Origin of the sequence: Ideonella flava (assembly GCF_051857595.1) — a bacterium.
Classification (GTDB): Bacteria; Pseudomonadota; Gammaproteobacteria; order Burkholderiales; family Burkholderiaceae_C; genus Ideonella.
The window spans coordinates 18,587-43,075 of the sequence record NZ_JBPZHD010000014.1; the positions used below are offsets into that span (position 1 = coordinate 18,587).

The 24,489-nt window shown below is 69.5% G+C and carries 22 protein-coding genes; 11 read left to right on the plus strand and 11 right to left on the minus strand.

What is annotated here, in order from left to right:
* Positions 1-127 precede the first annotated feature (127 nt).
* Positions 128-517, plus strand: a complete 390-nt coding sequence (locus tag ACS5PM_RS26865) for a hypothetical protein (RefSeq protein ID WP_439390945.1) — start codon at positions 128-130, stop codon at positions 515-517.
* A gap of 59 nt (positions 518-576) precedes the next feature.
* Here ACS5PM_RS26865 and ACS5PM_RS26870 read toward each other — a convergent pair whose 3' ends face one another.
* Together ACS5PM_RS26870 and ACS5PM_RS26875 are read right to left on the minus strand one after the other, a co-directional pair.
* Entirely contained in the window at positions 577-1,923 is a 1,347-nt protein-coding gene (locus ACS5PM_RS26870) for an MATE family efflux transporter (protein ID WP_439390946.1), read from the minus strand.
* A 101-nt stretch (positions 1,924-2,024) separates the two neighbouring features.
* On the minus strand, positions 2,025-3,290 hold the full coding sequence (locus tag ACS5PM_RS26875) for a putative Na+/H+ antiporter (protein ID WP_439390948.1): 1,266 nt from the start codon (positions 3,288-3,290) through the stop codon (positions 2,025-2,027).
* A 237-nt stretch (positions 3,291-3,527) separates the two neighbouring features.
* Between ACS5PM_RS26875 and ACS5PM_RS26880 the strand changes: the two genes are divergently transcribed.
* The 7 genes from ACS5PM_RS26880 (at position 3,528) to ACS5PM_RS26910 (ending at position 9,564) form a co-directional block, all read left to right on the plus strand.
* Positions 3,528-3,758 carry a hypothetical protein gene (locus ACS5PM_RS26880; RefSeq protein WP_439390949.1) on the plus strand — a complete coding sequence of 77 codons (231 nt, stop codon included), beginning with the start codon at positions 3,528-3,530 and terminating at the stop codon, positions 3,756-3,758.
* A gap of 69 nt (positions 3,759-3,827) precedes the next feature.
* Positions 3,828-5,726 (plus strand): glucokinase, encoded by a 1,899-nt coding sequence (locus tag ACS5PM_RS26885; protein ID WP_439390950.1) that lies wholly within the window; start codon positions 3,828-3,830, stop codon positions 5,724-5,726.
* Positions 5,727-5,870: 144 nt separating this feature from the next.
* Positions 5,871-6,686, plus strand: coding sequence for a GntR family transcriptional regulator (locus ACS5PM_RS26890; protein ID WP_439390951.1), 816 nt, complete (start codon positions 5,871-5,873; stop codon positions 6,684-6,686).
* Positions 6,683-7,486, plus strand: coding sequence for a transporter substrate-binding domain-containing protein (locus tag ACS5PM_RS26895; protein WP_439390952.1), 804 nt, complete (start codon positions 6,683-6,685; stop codon positions 7,484-7,486). Before ACS5PM_RS26890 ends, ACS5PM_RS26895 begins: the two co-directional genes overlap by 4 nt.
* Before the next feature lie 12 nt (positions 7,487-7,498).
* Entirely contained in the window at positions 7,499-8,176 is a 678-nt protein-coding gene (locus ACS5PM_RS26900; RefSeq protein WP_439390953.1) for an amino acid ABC transporter permease, read from the plus strand.
* A gap of 1 nt (position 8,177) precedes the next feature.
* Entirely contained in the window at positions 8,178-8,834 is a 657-nt protein-coding gene (locus tag ACS5PM_RS26905; protein ID WP_439391167.1) for an amino acid ABC transporter permease, read from the plus strand.
* Positions 8,818-9,564, plus strand: coding sequence for an amino acid ABC transporter ATP-binding protein (locus ACS5PM_RS26910; protein WP_439390954.1), 747 nt, complete (start codon positions 8,818-8,820; stop codon positions 9,562-9,564). Before ACS5PM_RS26905 ends, ACS5PM_RS26910 begins: the two co-directional genes overlap by 17 nt.
* Before the next feature lie 40 nt (positions 9,565-9,604).
* Here the strand turns inward: ACS5PM_RS26910 and purH are convergent, their stop codons facing one another.
* The 4 genes from purH to ACS5PM_RS26930 all read right to left on the minus strand — a co-directional run bounded on the left by purH (position 9,605) and on the right by ACS5PM_RS26930 (position 13,625).
* On the minus strand, positions 9,605-11,185 hold the full coding sequence (gene purH / locus ACS5PM_RS26915) for a bifunctional phosphoribosylaminoimidazolecarboxamide formyltransferase/IMP cyclohydrolase (protein WP_439390955.1): 1,581 nt from the start codon (positions 11,183-11,185) through the stop codon (positions 9,605-9,607).
* A gap of 157 nt (positions 11,186-11,342) precedes the next feature.
* Positions 11,343-11,576: a Fis family transcriptional regulator gene (locus ACS5PM_RS26920; protein WP_439390956.1), complete on the minus strand. Its 234-nt coding sequence runs from the start codon at positions 11,574-11,576 to the stop codon at positions 11,343-11,345.
* 52 nt (positions 11,577-11,628) lie between these two features.
* Positions 11,629-12,672: a tRNA dihydrouridine synthase DusB gene (dusB, locus tag ACS5PM_RS26925; protein WP_439391168.1), complete on the minus strand. Its 1,044-nt coding sequence runs from the start codon at positions 12,670-12,672 to the stop codon at positions 11,629-11,631.
* Between the two features lie 113 nt (positions 12,673-12,785).
* A complete protein-coding gene (locus tag ACS5PM_RS26930) occupies positions 12,786-13,625 on the minus strand; it encodes a substrate-binding periplasmic protein (protein ID WP_439390957.1) in 840 nt (279 codons plus the stop codon).
* A 93-nt stretch (positions 13,626-13,718) separates the two neighbouring features.
* Here ACS5PM_RS26930 and ACS5PM_RS26935 point away from each other — a divergent pair, with 93 nt between their 5' ends.
* A complete protein-coding gene (locus tag ACS5PM_RS26935; RefSeq protein WP_439391169.1) occupies positions 13,719-14,204 on the plus strand; it encodes a YqaA family protein in 486 nt (161 codons plus the stop codon).
* 124 nt (positions 14,205-14,328) lie between these two features.
* A complete protein-coding gene (locus ACS5PM_RS26940) occupies positions 14,329-15,822 on the plus strand; it encodes a carboxypeptidase M32 (RefSeq protein WP_439390958.1) in 1,494 nt (497 codons plus the stop codon).
* Here ACS5PM_RS26940 and ACS5PM_RS26945 read toward each other — a convergent pair.
* Positions 15,810-17,096 carry a patatin-like phospholipase family protein gene (locus ACS5PM_RS26945; RefSeq protein WP_439390959.1) on the minus strand — a complete coding sequence of 429 codons (1,287 nt, stop codon included), beginning with the start codon at positions 17,094-17,096 and terminating at the stop codon, positions 15,810-15,812. The genes ACS5PM_RS26940 and ACS5PM_RS26945 overlap by 13 nt on opposite strands.
* A 29-nt stretch (positions 17,097-17,125) precedes the next feature.
* Positions 17,126-17,719, minus strand: a complete 594-nt coding sequence (locus tag ACS5PM_RS26950) for a phasin family protein (protein WP_439390960.1) — start codon at positions 17,717-17,719, stop codon at positions 17,126-17,128.
* 191 nt (positions 17,720-17,910) lie between these two features.
* Here ACS5PM_RS26950 and ACS5PM_RS26955 point away from each other — a divergent pair, with 191 nt between their 5' ends.
* A complete protein-coding gene (locus tag ACS5PM_RS26955; protein ID WP_439390961.1) occupies positions 17,911-19,908 on the plus strand; it encodes an SDR family oxidoreductase in 1,998 nt (665 codons plus the stop codon).
* Between the two features lie 60 nt (positions 19,909-19,968).
* On the opposite strand, the gene ACS5PM_RS26960 is transcribed toward ACS5PM_RS26955, so the two are convergent.
* From ACS5PM_RS26960 to ACS5PM_RS26970, 3 genes are all read right to left on the minus strand, one after another.
* The gene (locus tag ACS5PM_RS26960; RefSeq protein ID WP_439390962.1) at positions 19,969-20,946 is read right to left on the minus strand and encodes a diguanylate cyclase domain-containing protein; all 978 of its coding nucleotides are present in this window, start codon (positions 20,944-20,946) and stop codon (positions 19,969-19,971) included.
* 132 nt (positions 20,947-21,078) lie between these two features.
* The gene (locus ACS5PM_RS26965) at positions 21,079-22,620 is read right to left on the minus strand and encodes a DEAD/DEAH box helicase (RefSeq protein WP_439390963.1); all 1,542 of its coding nucleotides are present in this window, start codon (positions 22,618-22,620) and stop codon (positions 21,079-21,081) included.
* A 271-nt stretch (positions 22,621-22,891) separates the two neighbouring features.
* A complete protein-coding gene (locus ACS5PM_RS26970) occupies positions 22,892-24,241 on the minus strand; it encodes a S8 family peptidase (protein ID WP_439390964.1) in 1,350 nt (449 codons plus the stop codon).
* Between the last annotated feature and the right edge of the window lie 248 nt (positions 24,242-24,489).

Sequence of the window (24,489 nt, forward strand, 5' to 3'; positions counted from 1 at the left end):
GTTAGGGGGTTAGGGCCCGCCGCCTCGGCGAGCGTGTCAGGTATTGACTGTCGACGGCGTCTGTACGAGGGCGCGGGGCCATTCCCGTGCCGGGCGCAGGCCCGATCCACTTCACAGGGAGCTGAACATGAAACTCATCCGAACCCTCACGGCCGCGGCCGCCATCGCCGCCCCGGTGTTCGCCCACGCGGGCCTGGCGGCGGGCCAGTACGACGTCGGTGGCCTGCAGCAGATCTGCCTCGTCGGCGATGGCACCTGGTACAGCACGACCTATTCGGCCTGGGGCGGCCACTATGTCGTGAAGGGCGCGAAGACCTACATCTTCGGCAACTTCTGGAGCGGTGCCGGCAACGACTCGATCGTCGTCTTCGGCAACAACCGCGGTCCGTGGACCGAGTGGACCGACGACCTGTCGTACCAGAACGTGCTGCAGAACCAGCTGGTCACGTTCGTGAAGTACGCCTGTGACGCGCCCGCGCTGATGGAGACCGGCGGCAGGCGGCCGCAAGACAACTAACAGCACCGGGGAGGGGCGAAGGGCCCGGGTGCGCCCGGGTGCTTTTCCGCACGCTGGGCTCAGGCCGCCGGGCGATGACTCGCGCGCGCCGCGCGCGCATGCGGAACCCAGCCCAGCATGGCCCAGCGGCGCCACATCAGCAGCCCGCGGATCCACTCGTCCGCCGTGTAGGCCAGCCACAGGCCCGGCAGGCCCCAGCCCAGCTTGGCGCCCAGCAGCCAGCTGCCGCCGGCCAGGACGACGACCATCGACGCGGTGCCGGCCATCACCGGATAGCGCGCATCGCCGGCGGCGCGCAAGGCGTTGACGAGCACCAGGTTGAAGGTGCGGCCGGGCTCCAGCAGCACGGTGATCCACAACAAGGTCGTGCCGGCCGCGATGATCTCCGGGTCGTGGGTGAAGGCGCCCAGCAGCCATGGAGAGGCGGCCGCGACCGTCGCGGCTACCACCACGCTGATGACGAGTCCGCGCGCCAGCGCCCGCTTGACCAGGCGGTGCGCGTCGTGCAGCGCGCCGGCGCCGATCAGGTGGCCGACGAGGATTTCGGCTGCCAGCCCCGTGGCCAGGCCGAACAGCAGCACGACCGACATCAGCTGCGAGGTGTAGGCCTGCGTGGCCAGGGCCTGCGCCCCCAGGCCCGAGGCCACCGCCACGCTGACCATGAACGACAGCCGCCAGGCGATGTTCTCGCCCGCGCCGGGCAGGCCGATGTGCAGCACGGCCGCCAGCTCCGCGCGCGGCGAATGCCACCAATCGCGCCACCGGGGCACCAGCCCCAGTCGCAGGTTCCACAGCCACAGGTGCAGGCCCACGCCGAGTGCGCGGCTGGCCAGCAGCGCCAGCGCGAATCCGGGTAGGCCAAGGGCCGGCATCAGCAGCAGGGCGAGCACGAGGTGCGTCGCGTGCATCGCGATGATCACGGCCAGGGTGTCGCGGGTGCGCAGGTGGGCGCGCATCACGCTAGCCATGGCCGCGTTCCAGGCGTCGCCCAGCATGGCCGGTGCGAGCGTCATCAGAAAGGGCACGGCCAGGGGCTCGACCTCTGCCGGCGCGTTCATCAGCCGCATCAGGGGTACCGCGCCCAGAAGGGCGACCAGCGCGGTGCCGCCTCCGATCCAAGTGCTCGCCCCGAGAGCTGCACGCGCGACACGGTCGGCCGCTTCGCGCTGCCCACCCCCCAGGCGCTGCGTGACCACCACGCCTATCCCCGCGCCGATGATGCGAAAGACGATGAACAGCGTCGCCGCCAGCTGGTTGCTCAGCGAAAACGCGGCGCCGGCGGCATCGGACACGCGGGCGGCGAGGGCGGTGCCGACGAGGCCGACACCTATGCCGAGCAGCAGCTCGACGAAGAGCGGCCAGGCAATGGAAAACAGGCGTGGTCGGGGAGGTACTGCTGGCGTCACGACCGGCATCATCGCCCGGCCGGCAGCGGCCGGCGGCAGGGCACTGGCCGCTTCGGCCGCAATCGGCCATCTTTCACGCGGGCGCCGCGCGGCGTGCCGCCTTACGGCAACAGGAACGCCGCTGCCGCGACGGCCGTCGGCCCCAGCGCGCCGAGCATCAAACCCATGGCACCTATCGAGTGGTCGGCGAAGCCACGCCGCAGCAAGGCCACGCCAGCAGGGTTGGGTGCATTGGCAATGACCGTCAGCCCACCGCCCGCGACGGCGCCGGCCACCAGCAGGTACTTGCTCGGGTCGCTGATTCCGGCGATCTGCGAGCCCAGGTAGGTCAGCGCCGCGTTGTCGGCGACGGCGGTCAGGCCGAGCGCGCCGAAGAACAGCGCCAGGGGCTGCAGGCCTTCGACCAGGGGCTGCAGCCACCAGCGCTGCAGGCCGCCCAGGACGACCAGGCCGGCGAGGAAGAAGCCCACCAGCAGCGCCTCCTTGACCAGCAGCGGATCCTGGTGGCGCTCGTAGGCCTGCGCGAAGCCGAGGAAGAGCAGGAACAGCGCCAGGAAGGCAACGGGGTGGTGGGCCAGCAGCACGACGCCGGCCAGCAGCACCAGGTGCGTGGCCACGATGGGCCACGGGACGCGCCCGGCGCCGGCGTCCTCCGCCACGGCTTCATCCGCTTCGCCCAGATGGCGGCGCAGCGCCCACGTCGCGGCCGTGGCGTTGACGAGCACGGCGAGTGCCGCCTTCCAGCCGAAGGTCGCGAGCATGAAGCCGCTGTCCCATTGCCAGGCCGAGGCCACCATCAGCACCGGCGGGGCCGCATAGGAGGTCAGGGTGCCTCCGATGGACACGTTGACGAAGAGCACGCCGAGGGCGAAGTACTTCACCCCCTCCGGCAGGCCCGGGCGGAACACGACGGGGGCGAGCATCAGGGCGGCGATGGTCATGGCCGCCGGTTCGGTGACGAGCGAGCCGCACAGGGGGACGGCCGCGAGGCCCAGCCAGGCCGTGGCCAGCGGGCGAGGCAGCGGCAGCCGTCGCGCCAGGGCGTCGAGGGCGTCCCTCACGGCCATCAGGACCGGTCGCGAGCCGGCGACCACCATGACGACGAAGACGAACAGCGGCTCGGTGTAGTTGCGCGATTCGGCATAGGCCAGCGCTTCGTCGCCGCCCGCCACCAGGGCCAGCCCGAACACCAGCACCATGGCCCAGAAGCCGAACACCACCTCGACTTCGCCGAGCAGGTGGAACAGGCCCGCGTGCCGCGGGTAGCGGTGGGACAGTCGCTCGAACTGGCGCGCCGCGAAGGTGTGCAGGAGAGCGACGGCGAAGAGCGCGGCGGCGAGGAGGTCGACGGTGGGGTGTTGGAGCATCGGCTACGCGTGACTAGGCCCGCGAGGCGGCCCGACCTTCACGCGTACCTGCAGCGCCTTCGCAGGCTGCCGCACCCGGGCGCGAGTCTAGCGTGTGTCCTTGGGGCCCCTGGATGTGAATTCTTCCCGCAGCTGGGGAGGTCTCCTCCCCCGCACAGGGGATGCACGCACGAAGGCGCAAGGCGTCTGATCGAGCCCATGGACCGCATGGCCCGTGCCCCTGAAGGAGGCTCGAACATGAACCCGCAAGCATTCGCGATCTTCGTCCCCGACCGCCGCCACTACGAGCTGCGCTTCCAGTCGCTGTTCGACACCGGCCGGGCCTACTGCTTCGAGTGCGACGCCGCCGGCCACGTCGACCTGGACGCGCTGTCGGCCCGCGCGAGGCTGAACTACCTGTACGCCCGCACGGCGATAGGCCGCGAGTTCGGCTGTCCCGAAGTGCGGCGACGAGCGCGGCCGCACTGAGCACGCGCCCCGCCGTGGTCGTCGTGCAGGCGGTTCGATAATGCTCGCTCCGCCTCTGCCCGACCGCCCATGGCCTCGTTCGACAGCCCCCGGCTGATTGCCGACATCGGCGGCAACCACGCCCGCTTCGCGCTGGAGGTGGCGTCGGGCGAATTCACGCAGGTCGCCTCGCTGCGCTGCGCCGACCACCCGGATTTCCACGCCACCGTCGCGGCCTACCTGGCCACCTTGCCGGCCGGCACCACGCTCCAGCACGCTGCGGTTGCCATCGCCAACCCGGTCGAGGGCGACCAGGTGCGCATGACCAACTACCACTGGCAGTTCTCCATCGAGCAGATGCGCCAGCGGCTCGGGCTCGAGACCCTGGTGGTGCTGAACGACTTCACCGCGCTCGCGATGGCGCTGCCACGCCTGGAGCCGCATGAGCTGCACCAGGTGGGTGGCGGCACCGCGCGCAAGCAGAACGTGATGGGCCTGCTGGGCTCGGGCAGCGGCCTCGGGGTGTCGGGCGTGATCCCGGCCGGCGACGGCTGGATCTCGCTGGGCTCCGAAGGCGGCCACACCAGCTTCTCCCCGCGCGACGAGCGCGAGATCGCCATCTTGCGCCATGCGTGGAAGCAGTACGACCACGTCTCTTTCGAACGTCTGCTCTCGGGTCCCGGACTGGAGCTGATGCACCGCGCGCTGGCCGAGCACGCCGGCATGAAGGCCGAGCCCCTGGCGGCGCCGGAGATCACGCAGCGCGGGCTGGAGGGCAGCGACCCTGTCTGCATGGACACCCTGGAGGTGTTCTGCGCGATGCTGGGCACCGCGGCCGCGAACCTGGCCGTCACGCTGGGCGCCCTGGGCGGGATTTACATCGGCGGCGCGATCGTGCCGCGGCTGGGCGAGTACTTCGAGCGTTCGCCGTTCCGCGCCCGCTTCGAGGACAAGGGGCGCTTCTCGCGCTACCTGGCGGACATCCCGACCTTCGTCATCACGGCCGAGCAGGCCACCTTCGCCGGCGCCTCGGCCATCCTCGAAGCGCAGCTGCGCACGATGAGCGACGCGCCGGCCTCGGCCATGCTCGCGCAGATCCGCCGCGCGAGGGGCGAGCTCACGCCCGCCGAGTTGCGCGTGGCCGACCACGTGCTGGCCCATCCGCGCTCGGTGCTGAACGACCCGATCGCCGAGATCGCCAAGGCGGCGCAGGTGAGCCAGCCCACGGTGATCCGCTTCTGCCGCTCGCTGGGCTGCGAGGGCCTGTCGGATTTCAAGCTGCGCCTGGCCTCCAGCCTGACCGGCACCGTGCCCATCACCCACACCCAGGTGACGACCGACGACTCGATGCTGGAGCTCGGCAGCAAGGTGCTGGGCAACACGGCTTCGGCCATCCTGCAGGTGCGCAGCCAGCTCAACCGCGAGATGATCAACCGCGCCATCGAACTGCTGCTGCAGGCCCAGCGCATCGACTTCTACGCCCTCGGCCACTATGGCGTGGTGGCGCAGGACGCGCAGTTCAAGTTCTTGCGCTTCGGCGTGCCCAGCATGGCCTACACCGACCCCCGGCTGCAGATGCTGGCGGCGGGCGTGCTCAAGGCGAGCGACGTCGTGGTGGTCATCAGCGCCAGTGGCCGCCTGCCCGAGCTGCTGGAGGTGGTGGATCGCGCCAAGGGTCGCGGCGCCGCGGTGATCGCCATCACGGCCAGCCAGAGCCCGCTTTCGCGTCGCGCCGACGTGGCCCTGATCGTCGACTACCCCGAGGACGTGACCACGCACCTGCCGATGGTCAGCCGCATCCTTCACCTGCTGGTGATCGACATCCTCGCGGTGGGCGTGGCCATGCGGCGGCAGGTCGACGAACAGCCCTTGCCCGAAGGTTCGGGAGAAGGTGAAGTCGAGGAGGCGCAGGCCGATCCCGCGCGGACTTCAACGGCTGGCGCGAGCACGGCCTCGCCCCTGTCCCGCCTGACCTCCCACAGCCGCTGACGGCGCTGGCGGACGGACCCGGGCTCGCGCCGGGCGCCGGGCTGGCACAACGCTTGCGTTCCTGGCTTGCATACAAGTTTGGTATGGAGAGCCTGCACGCCAATGGGGCGGATCGCACCTCCAGCAAGCACAACGGCACCATCCATGGCACAGCCCGAGGGCATCCGCCACAGTCCGGACGAGATCGCGGCCCGCATCGTCGATGCGATCCTGGCCGGCCGCCTGCTGCCGGGCCAACGCCTGGGCGAGCAGTCACTGGCCGATCTGTTCGGCGTCAGCCGCACGCTGGTGCGCGAGGCTCTCGCGCGGCTGTCGGCGCGCGGCATGGTGGAGGTCAATTCGCGCCGCGGATGGTTCGTGGTCCAACCTTCGGCGGAAGAGGCGAGGGAGGCCTTCGAGGCACGCATCGCCATCGAGACCGGCCTGGTGCAGAACCTGGTGGGTCCGCCGTCGCGTGCCAGCATCACCCGGCTCAAGCGCCACGTGAAGGCCGAGCGCGAAGCCATCCGCGCCGGCGACGCGGGCCAGCGCAGCTACCTGCTCGGCGACTTCCACGTCTGCCTCGCCGAGTGCGCCGGCAATGCGCTGCTGGCGGAGATCCTGCGTGACCTGACGGCGCGCACCACGCTCATCGCCACGCTGTTCCAGTCGACCCACGACGCCTCGCGCTCCTGCGACGACCACGCCCGCATCGTCCAGGCGCTGGAGGCCGGCGACATCCCGCTGGCCACGCGACTGGTGCGCGAGCACATCGCCGTGGTCGTGCAGCACCTGGGCTCGCCCAGCCCGGCCCACGACGCGCTGGCGCAGCTGCGCTCGGCGTTGGCGTCGCCGCGCCCGGCCGCGCCCAGCGAGCCGGCGAGCCGGCCGCGCCGTCTCTTCACCGAACTGGTGGCTCCCGCCGCTGCCCGCCCCCAGGCCTCGACCCGCGCCCCCCGCCGGCGCTCCTTGGAGAAATGACCATGCCGATCCGCCGCTTCTTCCTCGCACGCAGCTTCGCCGTCGCCCTCGCTTCTGTCGCCATCGGCCCGCAGGCCTTTGCCCAGGACGCGCTCGACGCGGTGATGGCGAAGAAGCAGATCACCATCGCCATCCCGACCGACTTCCCGCCCTACGGCTTCGTCGGCGTCGACTTGAAGCCGCAGGGGCTGGACATCGACATGGCCAACCTCATCGCCGCCAAGCTCGGCGTGAAGGCCGAGCTGGTGCCGGTGACCAGCGCCAATCGCATCGCCTACCTGCAGACGCGCAAGGCCGACCTGGTGATCTCGACCCTGGGCAAGAACCCCGAGCGCGAGAAGGTGATCGACTTCAGCGCCGCCTACTCGCCCTTCTACCAGGCGGTGTTCGCCGCCAAGGGCGTGGCGGTGAAGACGGCGGCTGACCTGGCCGGCAAGACGGTGGGCGTCACGCGCGGCGCCATCGAGGACATCGAGCTCGGCAAGATCGCGCCGCCGAGCGCCGACATCAAGCGCTTCGAGGACAACAACGCCACCATCTCGGCCTTCGCCTCGGGCCAGGTGCAGGTGGTGGCGACCGGCGCCTCGGTCGCGGCCACCTTGATGCAGCGTCAGCCCCAGCTGGGGACCGAGCTGAAGTTCGTGCTGAAGGACTCGCCCAACTTCATCGGCGTGGCCAAGGGCCAGGACAAGCTGCGCGCCAGGGTCAACGAGGTCATCGCCGCGGCCAAGGCGGCCGGCGAGCTCGAGAAGCTGTCGCAGAAGTGGCTGGGCCGTCCGTCGGGCGACCTGCCGAACTGACCGCCGATCTCGATGATCGCGCTCGACTTCTCCGCCGTCCTGCAGGACTGGCCGCTGCTGCTGCGCGGCGCGGCCTTCACGCTCGGGCTGACCGCGGTGGCCACGCTGCTGGGCCTGGCCGTCGGCGTGGCTTGCGCCTGGGCTCGCGCGTGGGGCCCGGCCGCCTTGCGCTGGCTCGTCGGGGCGTACGTGGAGATGATCCGCAACACGCCCTTCATCGTGCAGCTGTTCTTCATCTTCTTCGGGCTGCCGAGCCTGGGCGTGCGCCTGTCGCCTGAGGTGGCTTCGATCCTCGCGATGGTCGTGAACCTGGGCGCCTACGCCGCCGAGATCGTTCGCGCGGGCATCGAGAGCACGCCGCGCGGCCAGCTGGAGGCGGCACGCAGCCTCGCGCTGACCGAGTTGCAGGTCTTCTTGCGCGTGGTGCTGCCGCCTTCGCTGGCGCGCGTGTGGCCGGCGATGGTGAGCCAGATCGTCATCGTGATGCTGGGCTCGGCGGTGTGCGGCCAGATCGCGGCGCAGGAGCTGAGCTACCAGGCCAACCTGATCCAGAGCCGCAACTTCCGCGCGTTCGAGGCCTTCATCGTCGCCACGGCGATGTACCTCGCGCTGTCGCTGGGAGTGCGTCACCTGCTGTACTGGGCCGGGCCGCGCTGGCTCTTCGGCCGCATGCCGCGTGGCGGGCATTGACATGGTCGACTTCACGCTCTGGGACATCTTCCGCAACCTGCTGCTGGCCGCCCGCTGGACGGTGCTGCTGTCGCTGGTCGCCTTCGCCGGCGGCGGCCTGGTCGGACTCGGCCTGCTGCTGGCCCGCCTGGCGCGCTGGCGCGGCGCAGAAGTGCTCACACGCGGGTACGCGCAGTTGCTGCAAGGCACACCCTTGCTGATGCAACTCTTCCTGGCCTACTTCGGGCTGGGCCTGCTGGGCATCGACGTTCCGGCCTGGCTGGCCGCCGCCGTCGCGCTCACGCTCTACACGAGCGCCTACCTGAGCGAGATCTGGCACGGCTGCGTCAGCGCGATCCCCCGCGGCCAGTGGGAGGCGGCCGACAGCCTGGCGCTGAGCTTCGGCGAGAAGCTGCGCCACGTCATCGGGCCGCAGGCCGTGCGCATCGCCATCCCGCCGACGGTGGGCTTCCTGGTCCAGGTGATCAAGGGCACGGCCCTGGCCTCGGTGATCGGCTTCATCGAGTTGACCAAGGCCGGCACCATGATCACCAACGCCACCTTCCAACCCTTCAGCACCTATGCCTGCGTGGCCCTGACGTATTTCGCGCTGTGCTGGCCGATCTCGGCCTGGAGCCGGCGCCTGGAAAGAAAGCTCCGCCGTGGACAACAACACTGACCCCATCGTCGACATCACCGGCCTGCGCAAGCGCTACGGCACGAACGAGGTGCTCAAGGGCATAGACCTGAAGGTCAGGCGCGGCGAGGTGATCTGCGTCATCGGCAAGAGCGGCTCGGGCAAGAGCACGCTCCTGCGCTGCATCAACGGCCTGGAGGATTTCCAGGAGGGCAGCCTGCAGGTCGACGGCCAGCCCCTGCGCCACGGCGATGCCAAGGCCATGCGCGCGCTGCGCCAGCACGTGGGCATGATCTTCCAGAGCTTCAACCTCTTTCCGCACCTGAGCGTGGGCCGCAACGTGATGCTGGCGCCTCAGCTGGTCAAGAAGCGCGATGGGTTGGCGGCCGAGGCTGATGCGCGGCGTCTGCTCGAGCGCGTCAGCCTGGCCGACAAGTTCGAGGCCTGGCCCGACCAGCTTTCAGGCGGGCAGCAGCAGCGGGTGGCGATCGCCCGCGCCCTGGCGATGGAGCCCAGCGTGATGCTGTGCGACGAGATCACCTCGGCGCTGGACCCGGAGCTGGTCGGCGAGGTGCTCAAGGTCATCGAGTCGCTCGCCGACGAGGGCATGACGCTGCTGATGGTCACGCACGAGATGAACTTCGCCCGCAAGGTCAGCGACCGCGTCGTCTTCATGCACGCCGGTCGCATCCACGAGATGGGGGCACCGGAGCAGCTTTTCGGTGCGCCGCAGACGCCCGAACTGAAGCAGTTCCTCGCAGCCTTGCATTGAGCCCCTCGCGGGGCAGGGCCCCGGCAGGGCCGTGGAAGATTCAATGCCTGAAGTGACGCGTGCCGGTGAGCACCATGGCGATGCCGCGCTCGTCGGCGGCGGCGATGACCTCTTCGTCCCGCATCGAGCCGCCCGGGTGGATGACGCAGCTCGCGCCCGCATCCACCACCACGTCCAGGCCGTCGCGGAAGGGGAAGAAGGCGTCGCTGGCCACGGCGGTGTCCTGCAGGCTCAGGCCCGCGTGGCCGGCCTTGATGCTGGCGATGCGGGCCGAGTCGAGGCGGCTCATCTGGCCGGCGCCCACGCCCATGGTCATGCCGTCCTTGCAGAAGACGATCGCGTTGCTCTTGACGAAGCGGGCCACCGTCCAGGCGAAGCGCAGGTCGGCCAGCTGCTGCGGCGTGGGCTGGCGTTGCGTGACGACCTTGAGTTCACCGACGATGTCGATGTTGTCCGCCGATTGCAGCAGCATGCCGCCGCCCACGCGCTTGAAATCGAGCGGGTTCGAGGTCTTGGAGATCGGTACCTCGAGCACCCGAACGTTGGTCTTGCTGGCGTAGGCCGCGCGGGCGGCCGGCGTGACGACTGGTGCGATCGCCACCTCGACGAAATGCTTGCGGCTGTTGATGGCCTCGACGACGTCGGCCTCCAACGGGCGGTTGAAGGCGATGATGCCGCCGAAGGCCGAGGTGGGGTCGGTCTTGAAAGCCTTCTCGTAGGCCTCGAGCAGCGTCGCACCGACGGCGACGCCGCAGGGGTTGGCGTGCTTGACGATCACGCAGGCCGGCTGGTCGAAAGCCTTCACGCACTCCCAGGCGGCGTCGGCGTCAGCGATGTTGTTGAAGCTGAGCTCCTTGCCCTGGATCTGCGTCCACTGCGCCAGCGTGCCTTCGGCGGGCCGGGCCTCGCGGTAGAACGCGGCGGACTGGTGCGGGTTCTCGCCGTAGCGCATGCCCTGCACCTTGTGCAGCTGCAGGTTGAAGACCTGCGGATATTCGGCCCTGGCCGGCACCTCGGCGGTCTTGTCCTGTGCACCCGGCTCGAGCGCCGTGAGGTAGTTGGTGATCATGCCGTCGTAGGCGGCGGTGTGGGCGAACACCTTCTTGGCCAGCATGAACTTGGTGGCCTTCTCGAGGCCGCCTGATTGCAGCTCGGACAGCACCTGCGGGTAGTCCGCGGGGTCGATCACCACGCCCACGTCCTGCCAGTTCTTGGCCGCCGCGCGCAGCATGGCCGGCCCGCCGATGTCGATGTTCTCGATCGCGTCTTCCAGCGTGCAGTCGGCCTTGGCAGTGGCCTGCGCGAAGGGATAGAGGTTGATGATGAGCAGGTCGATGGTGCCTATGCCGTGCTCCTTCAGCGCTGCCATGTGTGCCGGCACGTCACGCCGCGCCAGCAGGCCGCCGTGCACGCGCGGGTGCAGCGTCTTCACGCGGCCGTCGAGCATCTCCGGGAAGCCGGTGATCTCGGACACCTCGGTCACCGGCAGGGCGCTTTCGGCGAGCAGCTTCGCGGTGCCGCCCGTCGACAGCAGCTTGATCCCTTGCGCGTGCAGCGCGCGGGCGAAGTCGACGATGCCGGTCTTGTCGGAGACCGAGAGCAGGGCGGTGAGTTCAGACATGGTGACGTGTGTTGAAGTGGCAATGTTCGGCGGGCCGCGCGTAGCGTAGGCCCCTTGTCAGGGCGTGCGCGGATCCGGCTTGCCGGTCCGCTGCGCGAGCCCCACGGGGGGGGCAGCCCCCGGAAGGGGGCGTGGGGGCCCAATCCACGCGTGGGGACTAAATCAGTTTGTGTTCGACGAGCTTGCGGCGCAGCGTGTTGCGGTTGATGCCGAGCCACTCGGCGGCCTTGCTCTGGTTGCCGTCGGCCTGCCGCAGGACGACGTCGAGCAGCGGCTTTTCCACGGTCAGCATGACCATGTCGTGCAGCGAATGCGGCTCTTCGCCGTCCAGGTCCTTGAAGTACTGGTTCAGGGTGTCCCTGACGCAGTCCTCGATGTTCTTCTTGCTCATTTGTGAATGAAAAGCCCGCCGGCGGCGGGCCTGTGGTGTCGAAGGCGCCGCATCAGGCGAGCAGGGCAATGCGGTCCTGGTTGGCCGCCACCGGCCGGTCCACGGGCAGGCGCTCGTGGTGATCGGCCAGGTGGTCGAAGAAGGTCGTCACCGCGCGCAGTTGCGCCGCGGCGTCGTCCAGGGTGTTCATGACGGCGCGGAAGGCCTCGCCGCCGGGCAGGGCACGCACGGCCCAGCCGATGTGCTTGCGGGCGCTGCGCACGCCGCTTTCCTCGCCGTACAGCGTGTAGTGGTCGGCCAGGTGATCGGTGAGCCAGCCTTGCACTTCGCGCGTGGCCGGCAGCTCGCGGTGGACGCCGTGCTGCAGGTAGTGGGCGATGTCGTCGAAGATCCAGGGCCGGCCCTGGGCGGCGCGGCCGATCATCACCGCGTCGGCGCCCGTGGCGCGCAGCACCTCTTCGGCACGCTCGGGCGAATCGACGTCGCCATTGGCGATGACCGGGATCCTCAGCGCACGCTTGATCGCGGCCACGGTCTCGTGCTCGGCCTGGCCGCCGTAGCCTTGCTCGCGCGTGCGGCCGTGCACGGTCACCAGCGCGATGCCGGCGTCCTCGGCCGCCCGCGCCAGCGACAGGGCGTTGCGCTCGGCGGCGCACCAGCCGGTGCGCATCTTCAGCGTCACCGGGACGCCGTGGGGCAGGCAGGCCTCCACGACCGCCTCGATGATGGCCAGCGCGCCGGCTTCGTCGCGCATCAGCGCCGAGCCGGCCCACTTGTTGCACACCTTCTTGGCCGGGCAACCCATGTTGATGTCGATGATCTGCGCGCCGCGATCGATGTTGTAGGCCGCGGCCTCGGCCATCATCGCCGCGTCGGTGCCGGCGATCTGCACGGCGATCGGGCCCGGCTCCCCCGCGTGATTGGCACGGCGCGAGGTCTTCAGCGACTGCCACAGGTCCTTGCGCGAGGTCACCATCTCGCTGACCGCGTAGCCGGCGCCCAGCCGTTTGCACAGCTGGCGGAACGGGCGATCGGTGACCCCGGCCATAGGCGCGACGACGAGGTTGTTCGACAGCTCGTGGGGGCCGATGCGCAGCGGGCGAAGCAGGGGCGGGGACGACATGGGCTGCTCAAAAAGGAGGCAGGATTCTACCGGGCCGGACGCCCTCTCCACTGCCCCACGAATACGTGCAGGCCGCTGCGCGGCGCTCAGGATTTGGCCGTCTGCTTGCGCCACAGCTGCAGCGCCCGCTCCACGAAGCCGGTCATCATGGCTTTGTCGCGGCTGAGCTTGTACAGCGCCCGGGCGATGCGCCCGCGCATCTCGGGCGTGTTGCACGCAGATCGGTGCGAGATCGTGAGGTACAGGTTCTCGCGCGCGACCGGGTCGCCCAGCATCTTCACGTCGGCGATGTTCCGCCGCGCGAGGAACGCCTGGCCGGGACTGTCCTCGTAGACGAGGTAGTCGGCCCGGCTGTTCTGGACGATCTGGATCGCCTGCTCCAGGCTGGCGACCTGGTTGATGTGCAGCTTGTCCTTCGCGTAGCGGTCGAACTCCTCGCCGAAGCTGTTGTTGATCACCGTCACGCCCTGCAGGCCGACCAGGTCGGACCAGCGACGGAACTTCAGCGCGTTGTTGTTGCCGCGCGTCCAGATCACGGAACGGGTCTCGTGGAACGCGGGATGGAAGTAGTCCATGTACTCGGTGCGCGGCAGCGTGAAGAAGGCGCCGGCGATCAGGTCCAGGTGGCCCAGGCGGGTCTCTTCCTGCACCCGGCCCCAGGGCCCGCTGTACTGCACGTCGATGGGCACGCCGATCTCCTTCGACAGCCATTGCATCAGCTCCGCATTGGCGCCGATCAGCCGGCCCTCGTTGTCGGGATCTCGCCACAGGTAGGGCGGGTACTCGGGGTTCCCCGAGGCGACGAGCTGTGCGCAGCCCTGCGCAGCCGCGCGCGCCCCGGCCAGGCCCAGCGCCAGCGACACCGCGATGGCGAGCGGCCAGGGCAGGCGGGCGGGCCGAAGGTTCAGCGCGGGGGCATGCGGCATGGCGACTCCATCAGGATGCGTCGGGCCGATGTGCCCGCCGTGGGTTCGAAACAACCACCGGGGCTTTCATAATGCGCCGCGATGGAAGAAGCGATGGTGTCATGGATCAACGCACTGATGGCCGCCCTCGCGCTGCCTCAGGTCGGGCTCCCGGCAGTCTTCATCATCGCGGTCGTGTCGGCCACCCTGTTGCCGCTCGGATCGGAGTTCGCGGTGATCGCCCTGGTGTCGCTCGATGCCGATCTGTTCTGGCCGGCGGTCCTGGTGGCGACCGTCGGCAACACCCTCGGCGGCGCCATCACCTGGTGGATGGGCTTCGGCGCCGAGCGGGCCTACGAGCGCATCCGCCACCGCCGGCCGCACGAGGCCAGGGCGCTGCAGTGGCTGGAGCGCTTCGGCGCCAGGGGCTGCCTGCTGAGCTGGCTGCCGGTGGTCGGAGACCCGCTGTGCGCGGTGGCCGGCTGGCTGAAGCTGCCCTTCTGGCCCTGCGTGGGTTACATGGCGGTGGGCAAGTTCGCCCGCTACCTCACCATGACGGCGGCACTCATGTGGTGGTTCCCCGCGCACTTGAACGCGTAGCCCCTGCGGCGTACATCCCCCATGAGAGGGAGGATGCCCGCCCCGGTATCGGCCCGGAACGCCTCCACAATCGGGCACGACCCATTCCAACCGCCGCCTGCCCGGGTGGCGCGCAGCAGTACCCATGCCAGCCTCCGCCCCGCAATACGACGCGCTGACCCGGCGCTTTCTCCGCATCCACCGGTTCGGGCACCTGCAACAGATGGCCCATTGGGATCAGGCGGCCAACATGCCGCCGCGGGGCAACGAGGCGCGCTCGCAGGCGCTGGCCGAGATGGCGGCCCTGCTGCACCGTCTGCGCACGGATCCCGCGCTGGGCGGCGAGCTCGAAGCCGCGCTGGGCGAACCGCTCGATGATTCGCAGGTGGCCAACCTTCGCGAGATGCGCCGGGTCTGGCTGGCCAACACCGCATTGCCCGAAGCCCTGGTCGAGCGCCGCACGCTGGCGGCCTCGCGCTGCGAACACGCCTGGCGCAGCCAGCGCCCGGCCAACGACTGGACCGGCTTCCTGCCCAACTTGAAGGAGGTGGTGGCCGCCACGCGGGAGTGCGCGCTGCGCCTGGCCGATCGCTCGGGGCTGTCCCCGTATGACGCCTTGATGGACCAGTACGAGCCGGGCATGACGACGGCCAAGGTGCGCGCGGTCTTCGATCCGCTGCGCGAGTGGTTGCCCGGCCTCATCCGCCGCGTGGTGGACAAGCAGTCGCGCGAGGTGGTCCTGCAGCCGCACGGCCCCTTCGACCTGGCGGCCCAGCGGCGCCTGTGCGAGAAGGTGATGCAGCTGCTGCAGTTCGATTTCACGGCCGGGCGACTGGATGTCAGCGCGCACCCTTTCTCGGGCGGCGTGCCGGAGGACGTCCGCCTGACGACCCGCTTTCGCGAGGACGACTTCCTGCAGAGTCTCATGGGCACGGTGCACGAAACCGGCCACGGCCGCTACGAGCAGAACCTGCCGCGCCCGCTGCTCGGCCAGCCGGTGGCAGAGGCCCGCTCCATGGCCATCCACGAAAGCCAGAGCCTGTCCTTCGAGATGCAGCTCGGCGGGCATCCCGGCTTCGCCGCGCTGATGTCGCCACTGCTGGTGGAGGCCTTCGGCGACCAGGCCGCCTTCATGCCCACCAACCTCAACCACCTGCTGACGCGCGTGAAGCCCGGCTTCATCCGCGTCGATGCGGACGAGGTGACCTATCCCGCCCACGTGCTGTTGCGCTTCGACATCGAGCGGGCGCTGATGGAAGGCGAGATCGAGGCCGAGGACATCCCGGCCCTGTGGGATGCCGCGATGATGGACCTGCTGGGCGTGGACACGCGAGGCAACTACACCGACGGCCCGATGCAGGATGTGCATTGGGCGGAGGGCCTCATCGGCTACTTCCCTTGCTACACGCTGGGGGCGATGTACGCGGCCCAGTGGTTCGCGGCCATGCGGCGAACCATGCCGGATCTGGACCAGCGCCTGGGCGAGGGCGACCTGGCCGGGGTGTTCTCCTGGCTCGACCAGCACATCTGGCGACAGGGCAGCCGCTGGACCACTGACGAGCTGGCGATTCGCGCCAGCGGTGAGGCGTTGAACCCGGCGCACTTCCGGGCGCACCTGGAACGCCGCTATCTCGGGTAGGCCCGCCGATCGACCAGCGCGGGATCGAGCGCGCGAATGCGGGCCTCGAGCTGATCCAGCACCTGGTGGGTTCGTTCCGCCAGGTCGTTGCCCGAGCGGCGCAAGGCCAGCTTGGGCAGCAGACGCCGCTCGCGGAACAGCAGGTCGAGGTCCAGCGGCACGGCGTGTTCCGCGAAGATCGGCGCCAGTTCGGCACACCGCGCACGCAGCAGGCGACGCGTCTGCTGGTAGGCGTGCTCCGCGAGCTCGCGCCGTCTGGAATAACTGAAGGTGCCCGCGCGGTACAGCGCGGGGTCGTGATGGTCGGGCTCGAGCAGCAAGATGTCGCACTCGGGATGCGTCGCCGCATAGCCCCGCATGCCCAGCTCCAGCCGCGAATGGATGAGGGTGCGGAAGGTCTGGCTCATCACCGCGGGCAGGCCGGCCGCGGCCAGGTGCGGGATGCGGCCCTCGTGTGACGTGGGCCTGGGTCCGCGTCGATCCCCCTCGGCCGGCTCGGCCAGCCGCATCGAAGCATCGAAGGGCACCAGCGGGTTCAGGCAGATGAGCAGGTCCTGCCCTTGGTCGAGCAGCACCGAAGCGTGCATCGTCTTCTTCAGCGCGCCGTCGACGTAGTGGCGCCCGCCGATGGTCACCGGCGGGTACAGCCCCGGCAGCGCCGCACTGGCGATGACGGCGCGGGAGATCGGCGTGTCGTCCCAGCCTGGCAGGCCGAAAGGCGCAGCCTCGCCGGTGTCCAGGTCCGTGGCCACCACCACCAGTGGGCGACGCAGCCGGCGGAAGTCGTCGTGGCGGCCCGGCGCGGAGAACACCTGCTGCAGGTGCGCCTGCATCGCCTGGTTGTCGAACAGGCCGGTGGGCAGGGCGCCCCCGAGTTCGGCCAGTGCGTTGACGAGCGGCAGCTCGCCACCCAGCAGCTGCCAACCGAGGCGTCCCAGCAGCGAGGGGACGCGGCGCAGGCGCCGCCGGTACTCGCGCCACGCAGGCTGCGTGAACAGGCTCGGATCGATCAGGTCGTCTGTCCCGCCGCCATCGATGAAGGCCGCGCACATCTGTCGCGGCGTCATTCCGTTGGCGAGGCCCGCCGCGACGAAGGCGCCGGCCGAGACGCCGACGTAGGCGTTCAGGGCGGTGAAATCCAGACCCGGCAGCGCCTCTTCCAGCGCGCACAGCGCGCCTATCTCGTGCACTGCGCCGAGCGGCCCGCCGCCAGCAAGCGCCAGCGCGATCCGCGGGGCGGATCGCGCAGCGGCAGGCGGTGAGCGCGACGCCAAGGCTGCGGTCGGTCAGGCCGGGGGAGCGATCAGCCGGCGCTGGCTTCGGCCGACTTGGCCCCGGCCTTGCGAGCCGCGGCCTTGCGCGGCGCGGCGGCCTTCTTCGCGGGAGCGGCCTTCTTGGCCGCGGGCTTGGCGGCGCCATTGGTGCTCGCCTTGGCCGCACGGGGCGCCTTGGCCGGTGCTTCGACCTTGCCGCCCAGTTTGGCGACGGCGCTGGCCAGCGCGTCGACGCGGGCCGTCAGCGCGGCCACGTCCTTGGCGGTAGGCACGCCGAGCCTGCTCATCGCCTTGGCGGTGCGGGCCTCGAAGATCGATTCCAGCTTGTCCCAGGAGGCGCCCGCCTTGTTGGTCACTTCGCCGGCCATGGCGCTCATCTTGCCGGTCACTTCGCCGATGCGCTCTTCGGCCACGGCCTGGGTCTTGCGCTGCAGGCTGACGCCTTCCTTGACCAGCGACTCGAAGACCTTGGTGCCTTCCTCCTGGGCCTTGGCGAAGGCGCCCATGCCGGCCAGCCAGATCTGCTGGGCGGAGGCCTTGACGGCGCCGGCCAGCTGGCTGTCGAGCAGGCCCGCGGCGGAGCTGGACTTCTGTTCAGCCATCTTCTTCAGCTTCTTGACCATGTGGAACCTCTTTCCTCGTTCAGGGTTGGCGACGATGAAGTCAGTGTAGGCAGCGGTTTTCGAGGCGGCATCCTAAAGCGCTAGATGGACGTGCCTATCTCGGGTTAGCGCCGAAGGGCCGGCTCGCCGGCGGGCGCCACAATCGCCGCCAGCCCGTACATCCCCTGTTCAACATTCACGAGGAGGCTCCCATGCAGTACTTCGTCACCGGCGCCACCGGTTTCATCGGCAAGCGGCTCGTCAAGAAGCTGCTCGCGCGCCGTGGCTCGACCGTGTACTTCCTGGTCCGCCCGGGCAGCGAAGAAAAGATCGCTGGCCTGCTCGAGCACTGGGGTGTCGGCAAGAACCGCGCGATTGCAGTGAGCGGCGACCTGACCGAGAAGAAGCTCGGAGTCTCGTCCGACAACATCAAGCAGCTCAAGGGCCAGATCGACGCCGTCTACCACCTGGCCGCGGTGTACGACCTCTCGGCCGACGAGGAAAGCCAGGTCCGCGTGAACGTCGAAGGCACGCGCAACGTGGTCGAGTTCGCCAAGGCGATCGATGCAGGGCACCTGCACCACGTGAGTTCGATCGCCGCCGCGGGCCTGTACGAAGGCGTGTTCCGCGAGGACATGTTCGAAGAGGCCGAAGGGCTCGACCACCCGTACTTCATGACCAAGCACGAGTCCGAGAAGATCGTGCGCAAGGAGAGCAAGGTTCCCTGGACGGTGTACCGGCCCGCGATGGTGGTCGGCGACTCGCGCACCGGCGAGATGGACAAGATCGACGGCCCCTACTACTTCTTCAAGCTGATCCAGCGCATGCGGCAGCTGCTGCCGCCGTGGATGCCGGCCGTGGGCCTGGAGGGCGGCCGCGTCAACATCGTGCCGGTGGATTTCATCGTCGATGCGCTGGACCACATCAGTCACTCGAAGGCCGAGCTCAAGGGCCGGTGCTTCCACCTGGTGGATCCGGTGGGCTACCGCGTGGGCGACGTGCTGGACATCTTCTCCAAGGCCGCCCACGCGCCGAAGATGAATCTGTTCGTCAATGCGGCGCTGCTGGGCTTCATCCCCAAGAGCGTGAAGAAGGGGCTGATGGCGGTGGCGCCAGTTCGCCGGGTGCGCAACGCGATCATGAAGGACCTCGGCCTGCCCGAGGACATGCTCACCTTCGTCAACTACCCCACGCGCTTCGATTGCCGCGAAACGCTGGCGGCACTCAAGGGCTCGGGCATCGAGTGCCCCAAGCTCGACGACTACGCCTGGCGGCTGTGGGACTACTGGGAGCGCCACCTGGATCCCGACCTGCTGATCGACCGCTCATTGCGTGGGACGGTGGGCGGCAAGGTGGTGCTGGTCACCGGCGGGTCCTCGGGCATCGGCCTGGCGGCAGCCATCAAGTTCGCCGAGGCCGGCGCCATCACGCTCATCTGCGCTCGCGACGAGGTCAAGCTCAAGGAGGCCGAGGCCGAGATCCGCGCCAAGGCGGGCAAGGCGGCGCAGGTCCACACCTACTCGGCCGACATCGCCAACGAGCAGAGCTGCGGCGAGATGGTGGCCTGGATCCAGGAGACCTTCGGTGGCGTCGACTTCCTCATCAACAACGCGGGCCGCTCCATCCGCCGCGCCATCGAGAACAGCTACGACCGTTTCCACGACTACGAGCGGACGATGCAGCTGAACTACTTCGGCTGCCTGCGGGTGACGATGGGCCTGTTGCCCGGCATGGTGAAGAAGCGCCACGGGCACGTGGTGAACATCAGCTCGATCGGCGTGCTGACCAATGCGCCGCGCTTCTCGGCCTACGTGGCCAGCAAGGCCGCGCTGGATGCCTGGACGCGTTGCGCCGCCAGCGAATACGCGGACCAGGGCGTGACCTTCACCACCATCAACATGCCGCTGGTGCGCACGCCGATGATCGCGCCGACCAAGATCTACAACAACGTGCCGACGCTGTCGCCCGAGGAGGCGGCCGACATGATCGCCCAGGCCTGCGTCTACAAGCCGGTGCGCGTGGCCACGCGGCTGGGCATCACGGGCCAGGTGCTGCATGCGCTGCTGCCACGCGTGGCGCAGATCGCGATGAACACCAGCTTCCGCATGTTCCCGGACTCGGACGCCGCGCAGGGCGGCAAGGGCGGCAAGCAGCAGCTGTCACCCGAGGCGATCGCGATGCAGCAGATGATGCGCGGCATCCACTTCTAGACCGACGCCCATCCGAAGGCGTCTTGAGCCGCGGGGCCTGTGAAGGCTCCGCGGTTCAAGTCAGGTCGACGTCGGCGCGGAAGTGGCCGCCATCACGACCTCGGCCTCGGCTTGCCGAGCCGTGGTCAGCGCCTGCTCGGCGGCCTGCAGCAGCGTCAGCAGCTGGTCACCGTGCTGCGGGTAGACGGCCACGCCGACGCGGCAGCGCGGGCGCAGCACCTCGATGCCGGTGTTGACGGGCCCGGCCAGGGCAGCGGCGATCTTGCGTGCCACCATCTCCGCTTCACCCTCGTGGTGCAGGTCGATCAGCAGGGCAGCGAACTGGCCGTTGTCCAGTCGTACTGCGCTGTCGGTCTTGCGCAGTTCGAAGTGCAGGCGACCGGCCGTCGCCCGCAGCAGGTCGTCGCCGACGGTCTGGCCCTGGCTTTCGCACAGGGCGGCGAAGTTGTCGAGCTCGATCAGCAGCACGCCCAGTTGGGTGCCGGCCCGCGCGGCGCGCTGGATGGCCATCTCGGCACGGTCCTGCAGCACGGCGCGGCTGGGCAGGCCGGTCAGGCTGTCGTGGTGCGTCATCGGGACAGGCGCATCGGCACGGGCCGGGCCCGATTGCTCGACGGCAATCAGGCCGGTCACGACGCCGTTGGCGTCGCGCAGCGTGCCGAGTGACAGCGTGACGCTGCGGGCCTCGCCACCCTTGGTTCGCAGCAGCCAGCCGTATTCGTCGGCGAGGCCTCGCTGCAGGCGAGCGCTGAAGACACGGGCATCGGCCGGGATGCGAGTGCGCAGCTCGTTGCCGAGCATGGCGGCGCGGGCTTCGACCTCCTCGCGCGCCAGCAGGCTGCCGATGAGGGCCTGACCGCGCAGTTCAGCGCGCTCGTACCCGAGGGCCTCGGCGCCGGCGGGGTTGACCCACTGGATGCGGCCATCGAGGTCCAGGCCGAGGGCCAGCCGGGGGAACTGGTCGATGAGCAATCGCTGGGCCTCACCCAGCTCGAGCCAGGTGAGGGACTGGGGATCGATGACGGTGGGGCGGTTCATGAGTCAGTGTCCCATTCCGCCCCGTGGCCGGCAAGCTTGGCCGGAGTCCCGCAGGGGTCAGGCGCTGCCGGCCGCCTCCAGGCGACCGGTGACATGGCGGACCGCCGCCCTCAGGCGGCGCAGCGGCCGCAGTCAGTCCTTGCCGCGGAACAGGCGAGCAGGAGAGGCTGGAGACTTCCCGCTGCTGTTGCTGCCCCCCGAGCCGGCCGAACGCTGGGCCTGGCCGGACGAATGGCTGGGCGCATGGCCTGGCTTGTGCCCCGCCGTGTGGCTGGCCTGGTTGCCCGGCTTGTGGCCACCATGCACAGTGCCGCCTGCGCGGCCCTGCGGGGCGCTCGACTTGCTCGGCGCGGCACCTGCGTGCCGACCGTCGCGGCGCGGCTCGCCGCCACGGCCTTCGTGGGCCGCCGGCCGGTCACCGCGGCCGCCGCGATGACCGCCGCCGCCGCCGCCACCACCACCGCCGCGTCGCGTGCCGCCCACGCCTATCGTCATGCGGCCCAGCACGATGGGCTCGGCGCGCTCGCCCGCCGGGACATCGAAGCCGGCCACCGCCTCACGCGGGATCTGGCGCTTGATCAGCTTCTCGATGTCGCGCAGGAACAGGTCCTCGTCAGGGCAGACCAGCGAGATCGCCTCGCCCTGCGCGCCGGCGCGGCCGGTGCGGCCGATGCGGTGGACGTAGTCCTCCGGCACGTTGGGCAGCTCGTAGTTGACGACGTGCGGCAACTGGTCGATGTCGATGCCGCGGGCCGCGATGTCGGTGGCCACGAGCACCTGCAGGTCGCCGCTCTTGAACTCGGCCAGCGCCTTGGTACGTGCGCCCTGGCTCTTGTTGCCGTGGATGGCCATCGCACTGATCTCGGACTTGTTCAGGAACTCGGCCAGGCGGTTGGCGCCGTGCTTCATCCGCGTGAAGACCAGCACCTGGTGCCAATTGCCCTGGCGGATCAGGTGGGCGAGCAGGTCCTTCTTGCCGTCGCGGCCGACGGGGTGCACCTTCTGCGCGATGGTGTCCGCCGTGGCGTTGCGGCGCGCCACCTCGATCAGCGCCGGCTGGTTCAGCAGGCGATCGGCCAGGGCCTTGATCTCGTCGCTGAAGGTGGCGGAGAAGAGCAGGCTCTGCTTCTGCTGCGGCAGGATGGCGAGCACCTTCTTGATGTCATGGACGAAGCCCATGTCGAGCATGCGATCGGCTTCGTCGAGGACGAAGATCTGCACGTGCGAAAGGTCGAGCGTGCCTTGCTGGTGATGATCCAGCAGGCGGCCCGGCGTGGCGACGAGGATGTCGACGCCCTTGCGCAGGCGGTCGATCTGCGGCTGCATGCCGACGCCGCCGAACATCACCATCGATTGCAGCGGCAGGAACTTGCCGTAGGTGCGCACGCTTTCCTCGACCTGGGCGGCGAGTTCACGCGTCGGGGTGAGGATGAGGGCGCGGATGGCGATGCGGCCCTTGGCATCGCGCTTGACGCCTTGCGCCGCCAGGCGGTGCAGCAGGGGCAGGGTGAAGCCGGCGGTCTTGCCGGTGCCGGTCTGGGCGCCGGCCATCAGGTCGCCGCCGTTGAGCACGGCCGGGATGGCTTGCGACTGGATGGGGGTGGGGTGCGTATAGCCTTGTTCACGCACGGCGCGAACGATAGGTTCGGCCAAGCCGAGGGATTCGAAGGTCATCGAGGCTCATGGGAGCGTAGGCAGGCCCGCCGCCCGCGATCGCTGTCGGGGCACCAGCCAGGGGCCCGGCCGGGTAGGAAGGCGGCCATCCGCATGGCGGGACGGGCACCCTGTCAGGACTGACAAGCCGCCGCCGAGGCTGGACCTCGGCGGGGATGGGCGCATTGTAACCGGCGCCGCGGGCGGCGATCGCCGGAACAGCCCTGCAGGTCGCGGGCAATAGAAAAGGGGCCGGCGAGCCGGCCCCTTCGTCATGCCCTTAGGCGACGGCTCAGAAGCTGCTGGCGTCCAGGCGCCCGCCGGTGACCGTCTTGCCGTTCAGGGACGCGGTCGGGACGACCGTCGACAGGATCGCATCCTTGAGCTCCGACGCCTTGCGCACACCAGGGTGCGACGAGGCGTACAGCGCGATGGCGCCGGCCACGTGCGGCGTGGCCATCGACGTGCCGCTGTAGGCGGCGTAGCCGGTGCCCGTCTCGTTGGGAACGGTGGAGTAGACAGCCACCCCGGGCGCGCCCAGGTCGACCGACTCGACGCCATAGTTGGAGAAGCTGGCCAGTGCCCCGCCCGAGCCGATGGCCGCCACCGAGATGATGGACGGGCTGTCGTAGCTCGACGGGTAGTGCGGGTTGGTGTCGTTGTTGCCGCCGTTGTTGCCGGCCGCCGCCACGAACACGATGCCCGCCTTGCCGGCCAGCTCGATCGACTTCTTCAGGCCTTGCGAATACCCGCCGCCGCCCCAGGACGCGTTGATGGCGACCAGGTCGAGGTTGTGCCGGGTCTTCAGGTCGGTGACGTAGTCGATCGACTTGATCGCATTGGCCGTCGAGCCGGAGCGGTTGCCCAGGAACTTGACGTTGATGATGTTGAGCTTCCAGCACATGCCGGCCACGCCCTTGGTGTTGCCACCACGCGCGCCGATGGTGCCCGACACGTGAGTGCCATGGTCGTCGCCCGGGCCGTCGTAGGTGGTCTTGTCGTCGCGGGCGAAGTCCCAGCCGCGGGTGTCGTCGACGAAGCCGTTGCCGTCGTCGTCGATGCCGTTGTCGGGGATCTCGGCCGGGTTGACCCAGAAGTTGCGGCGCAGGTCGGGGTGCTTGTATTGCGCGCCCTCGTCGATGACCGCGACCATCGTCTTGCCGCAATCGGTGTGGCCCTTGTCCCAGGCCTCGGCGGCCTGGCTGCCGTACTGGTTCTGCTTCACCGGCGAGCTGTCGCCGTACATGCCCCAGAGCTGGCCGCTGGTGTAGTACGGATCGTCCGACACTTCGTCGGCGTAGTAGAGCCAGTTGGGCTCGGCGAAGTCGACGCCGGCGGCGGCGTGAAGCGTGCGGATCGCCTCGGTCAGGTTGGCGCCATCCGGCAGCTTGATGCGCTGCAGGTCGCCGCTGACGCGCTCGACGAAGCGCCCGCCGACCTGCGCCAGCGCCTGCGCGTGAGCAGCTTCGGCCACGCCCGGCTCGAACTGCACCAGCAACTCACCCTTGACGTAGTGGCGGTGCGGTTGCTGCAGTTCGGTCAGGACGAGGTCCGGGCGGCCACCGGCCACGGCGGTGCCGCAAAGCACGCCGAGGGCCAGCGCCGCCAGCACGCGCGGGAAACGACGGGAAGAACGAGGCATGGACAGGCTCCTGTTGGATTCGTGCGGCAAACAGCTGCCGTACTGGGGGAGCCTCGATGCTCGGGATGGGGATGAAAGCTGTCGACCCTTTGGCCTAGGGGAGTAGTTACGCGCCCCTGCGATGCTGCGCATCGGGCCACCACGAGGGGACGCCCGAGGAACGGCAAAGCGCTCTGGCCCCGACGTGATGAAAATTGACAAAGGGCCGGTCGCCCGGCCCTTCGTTCCAGAGAGCGTTCAGCGCGAGA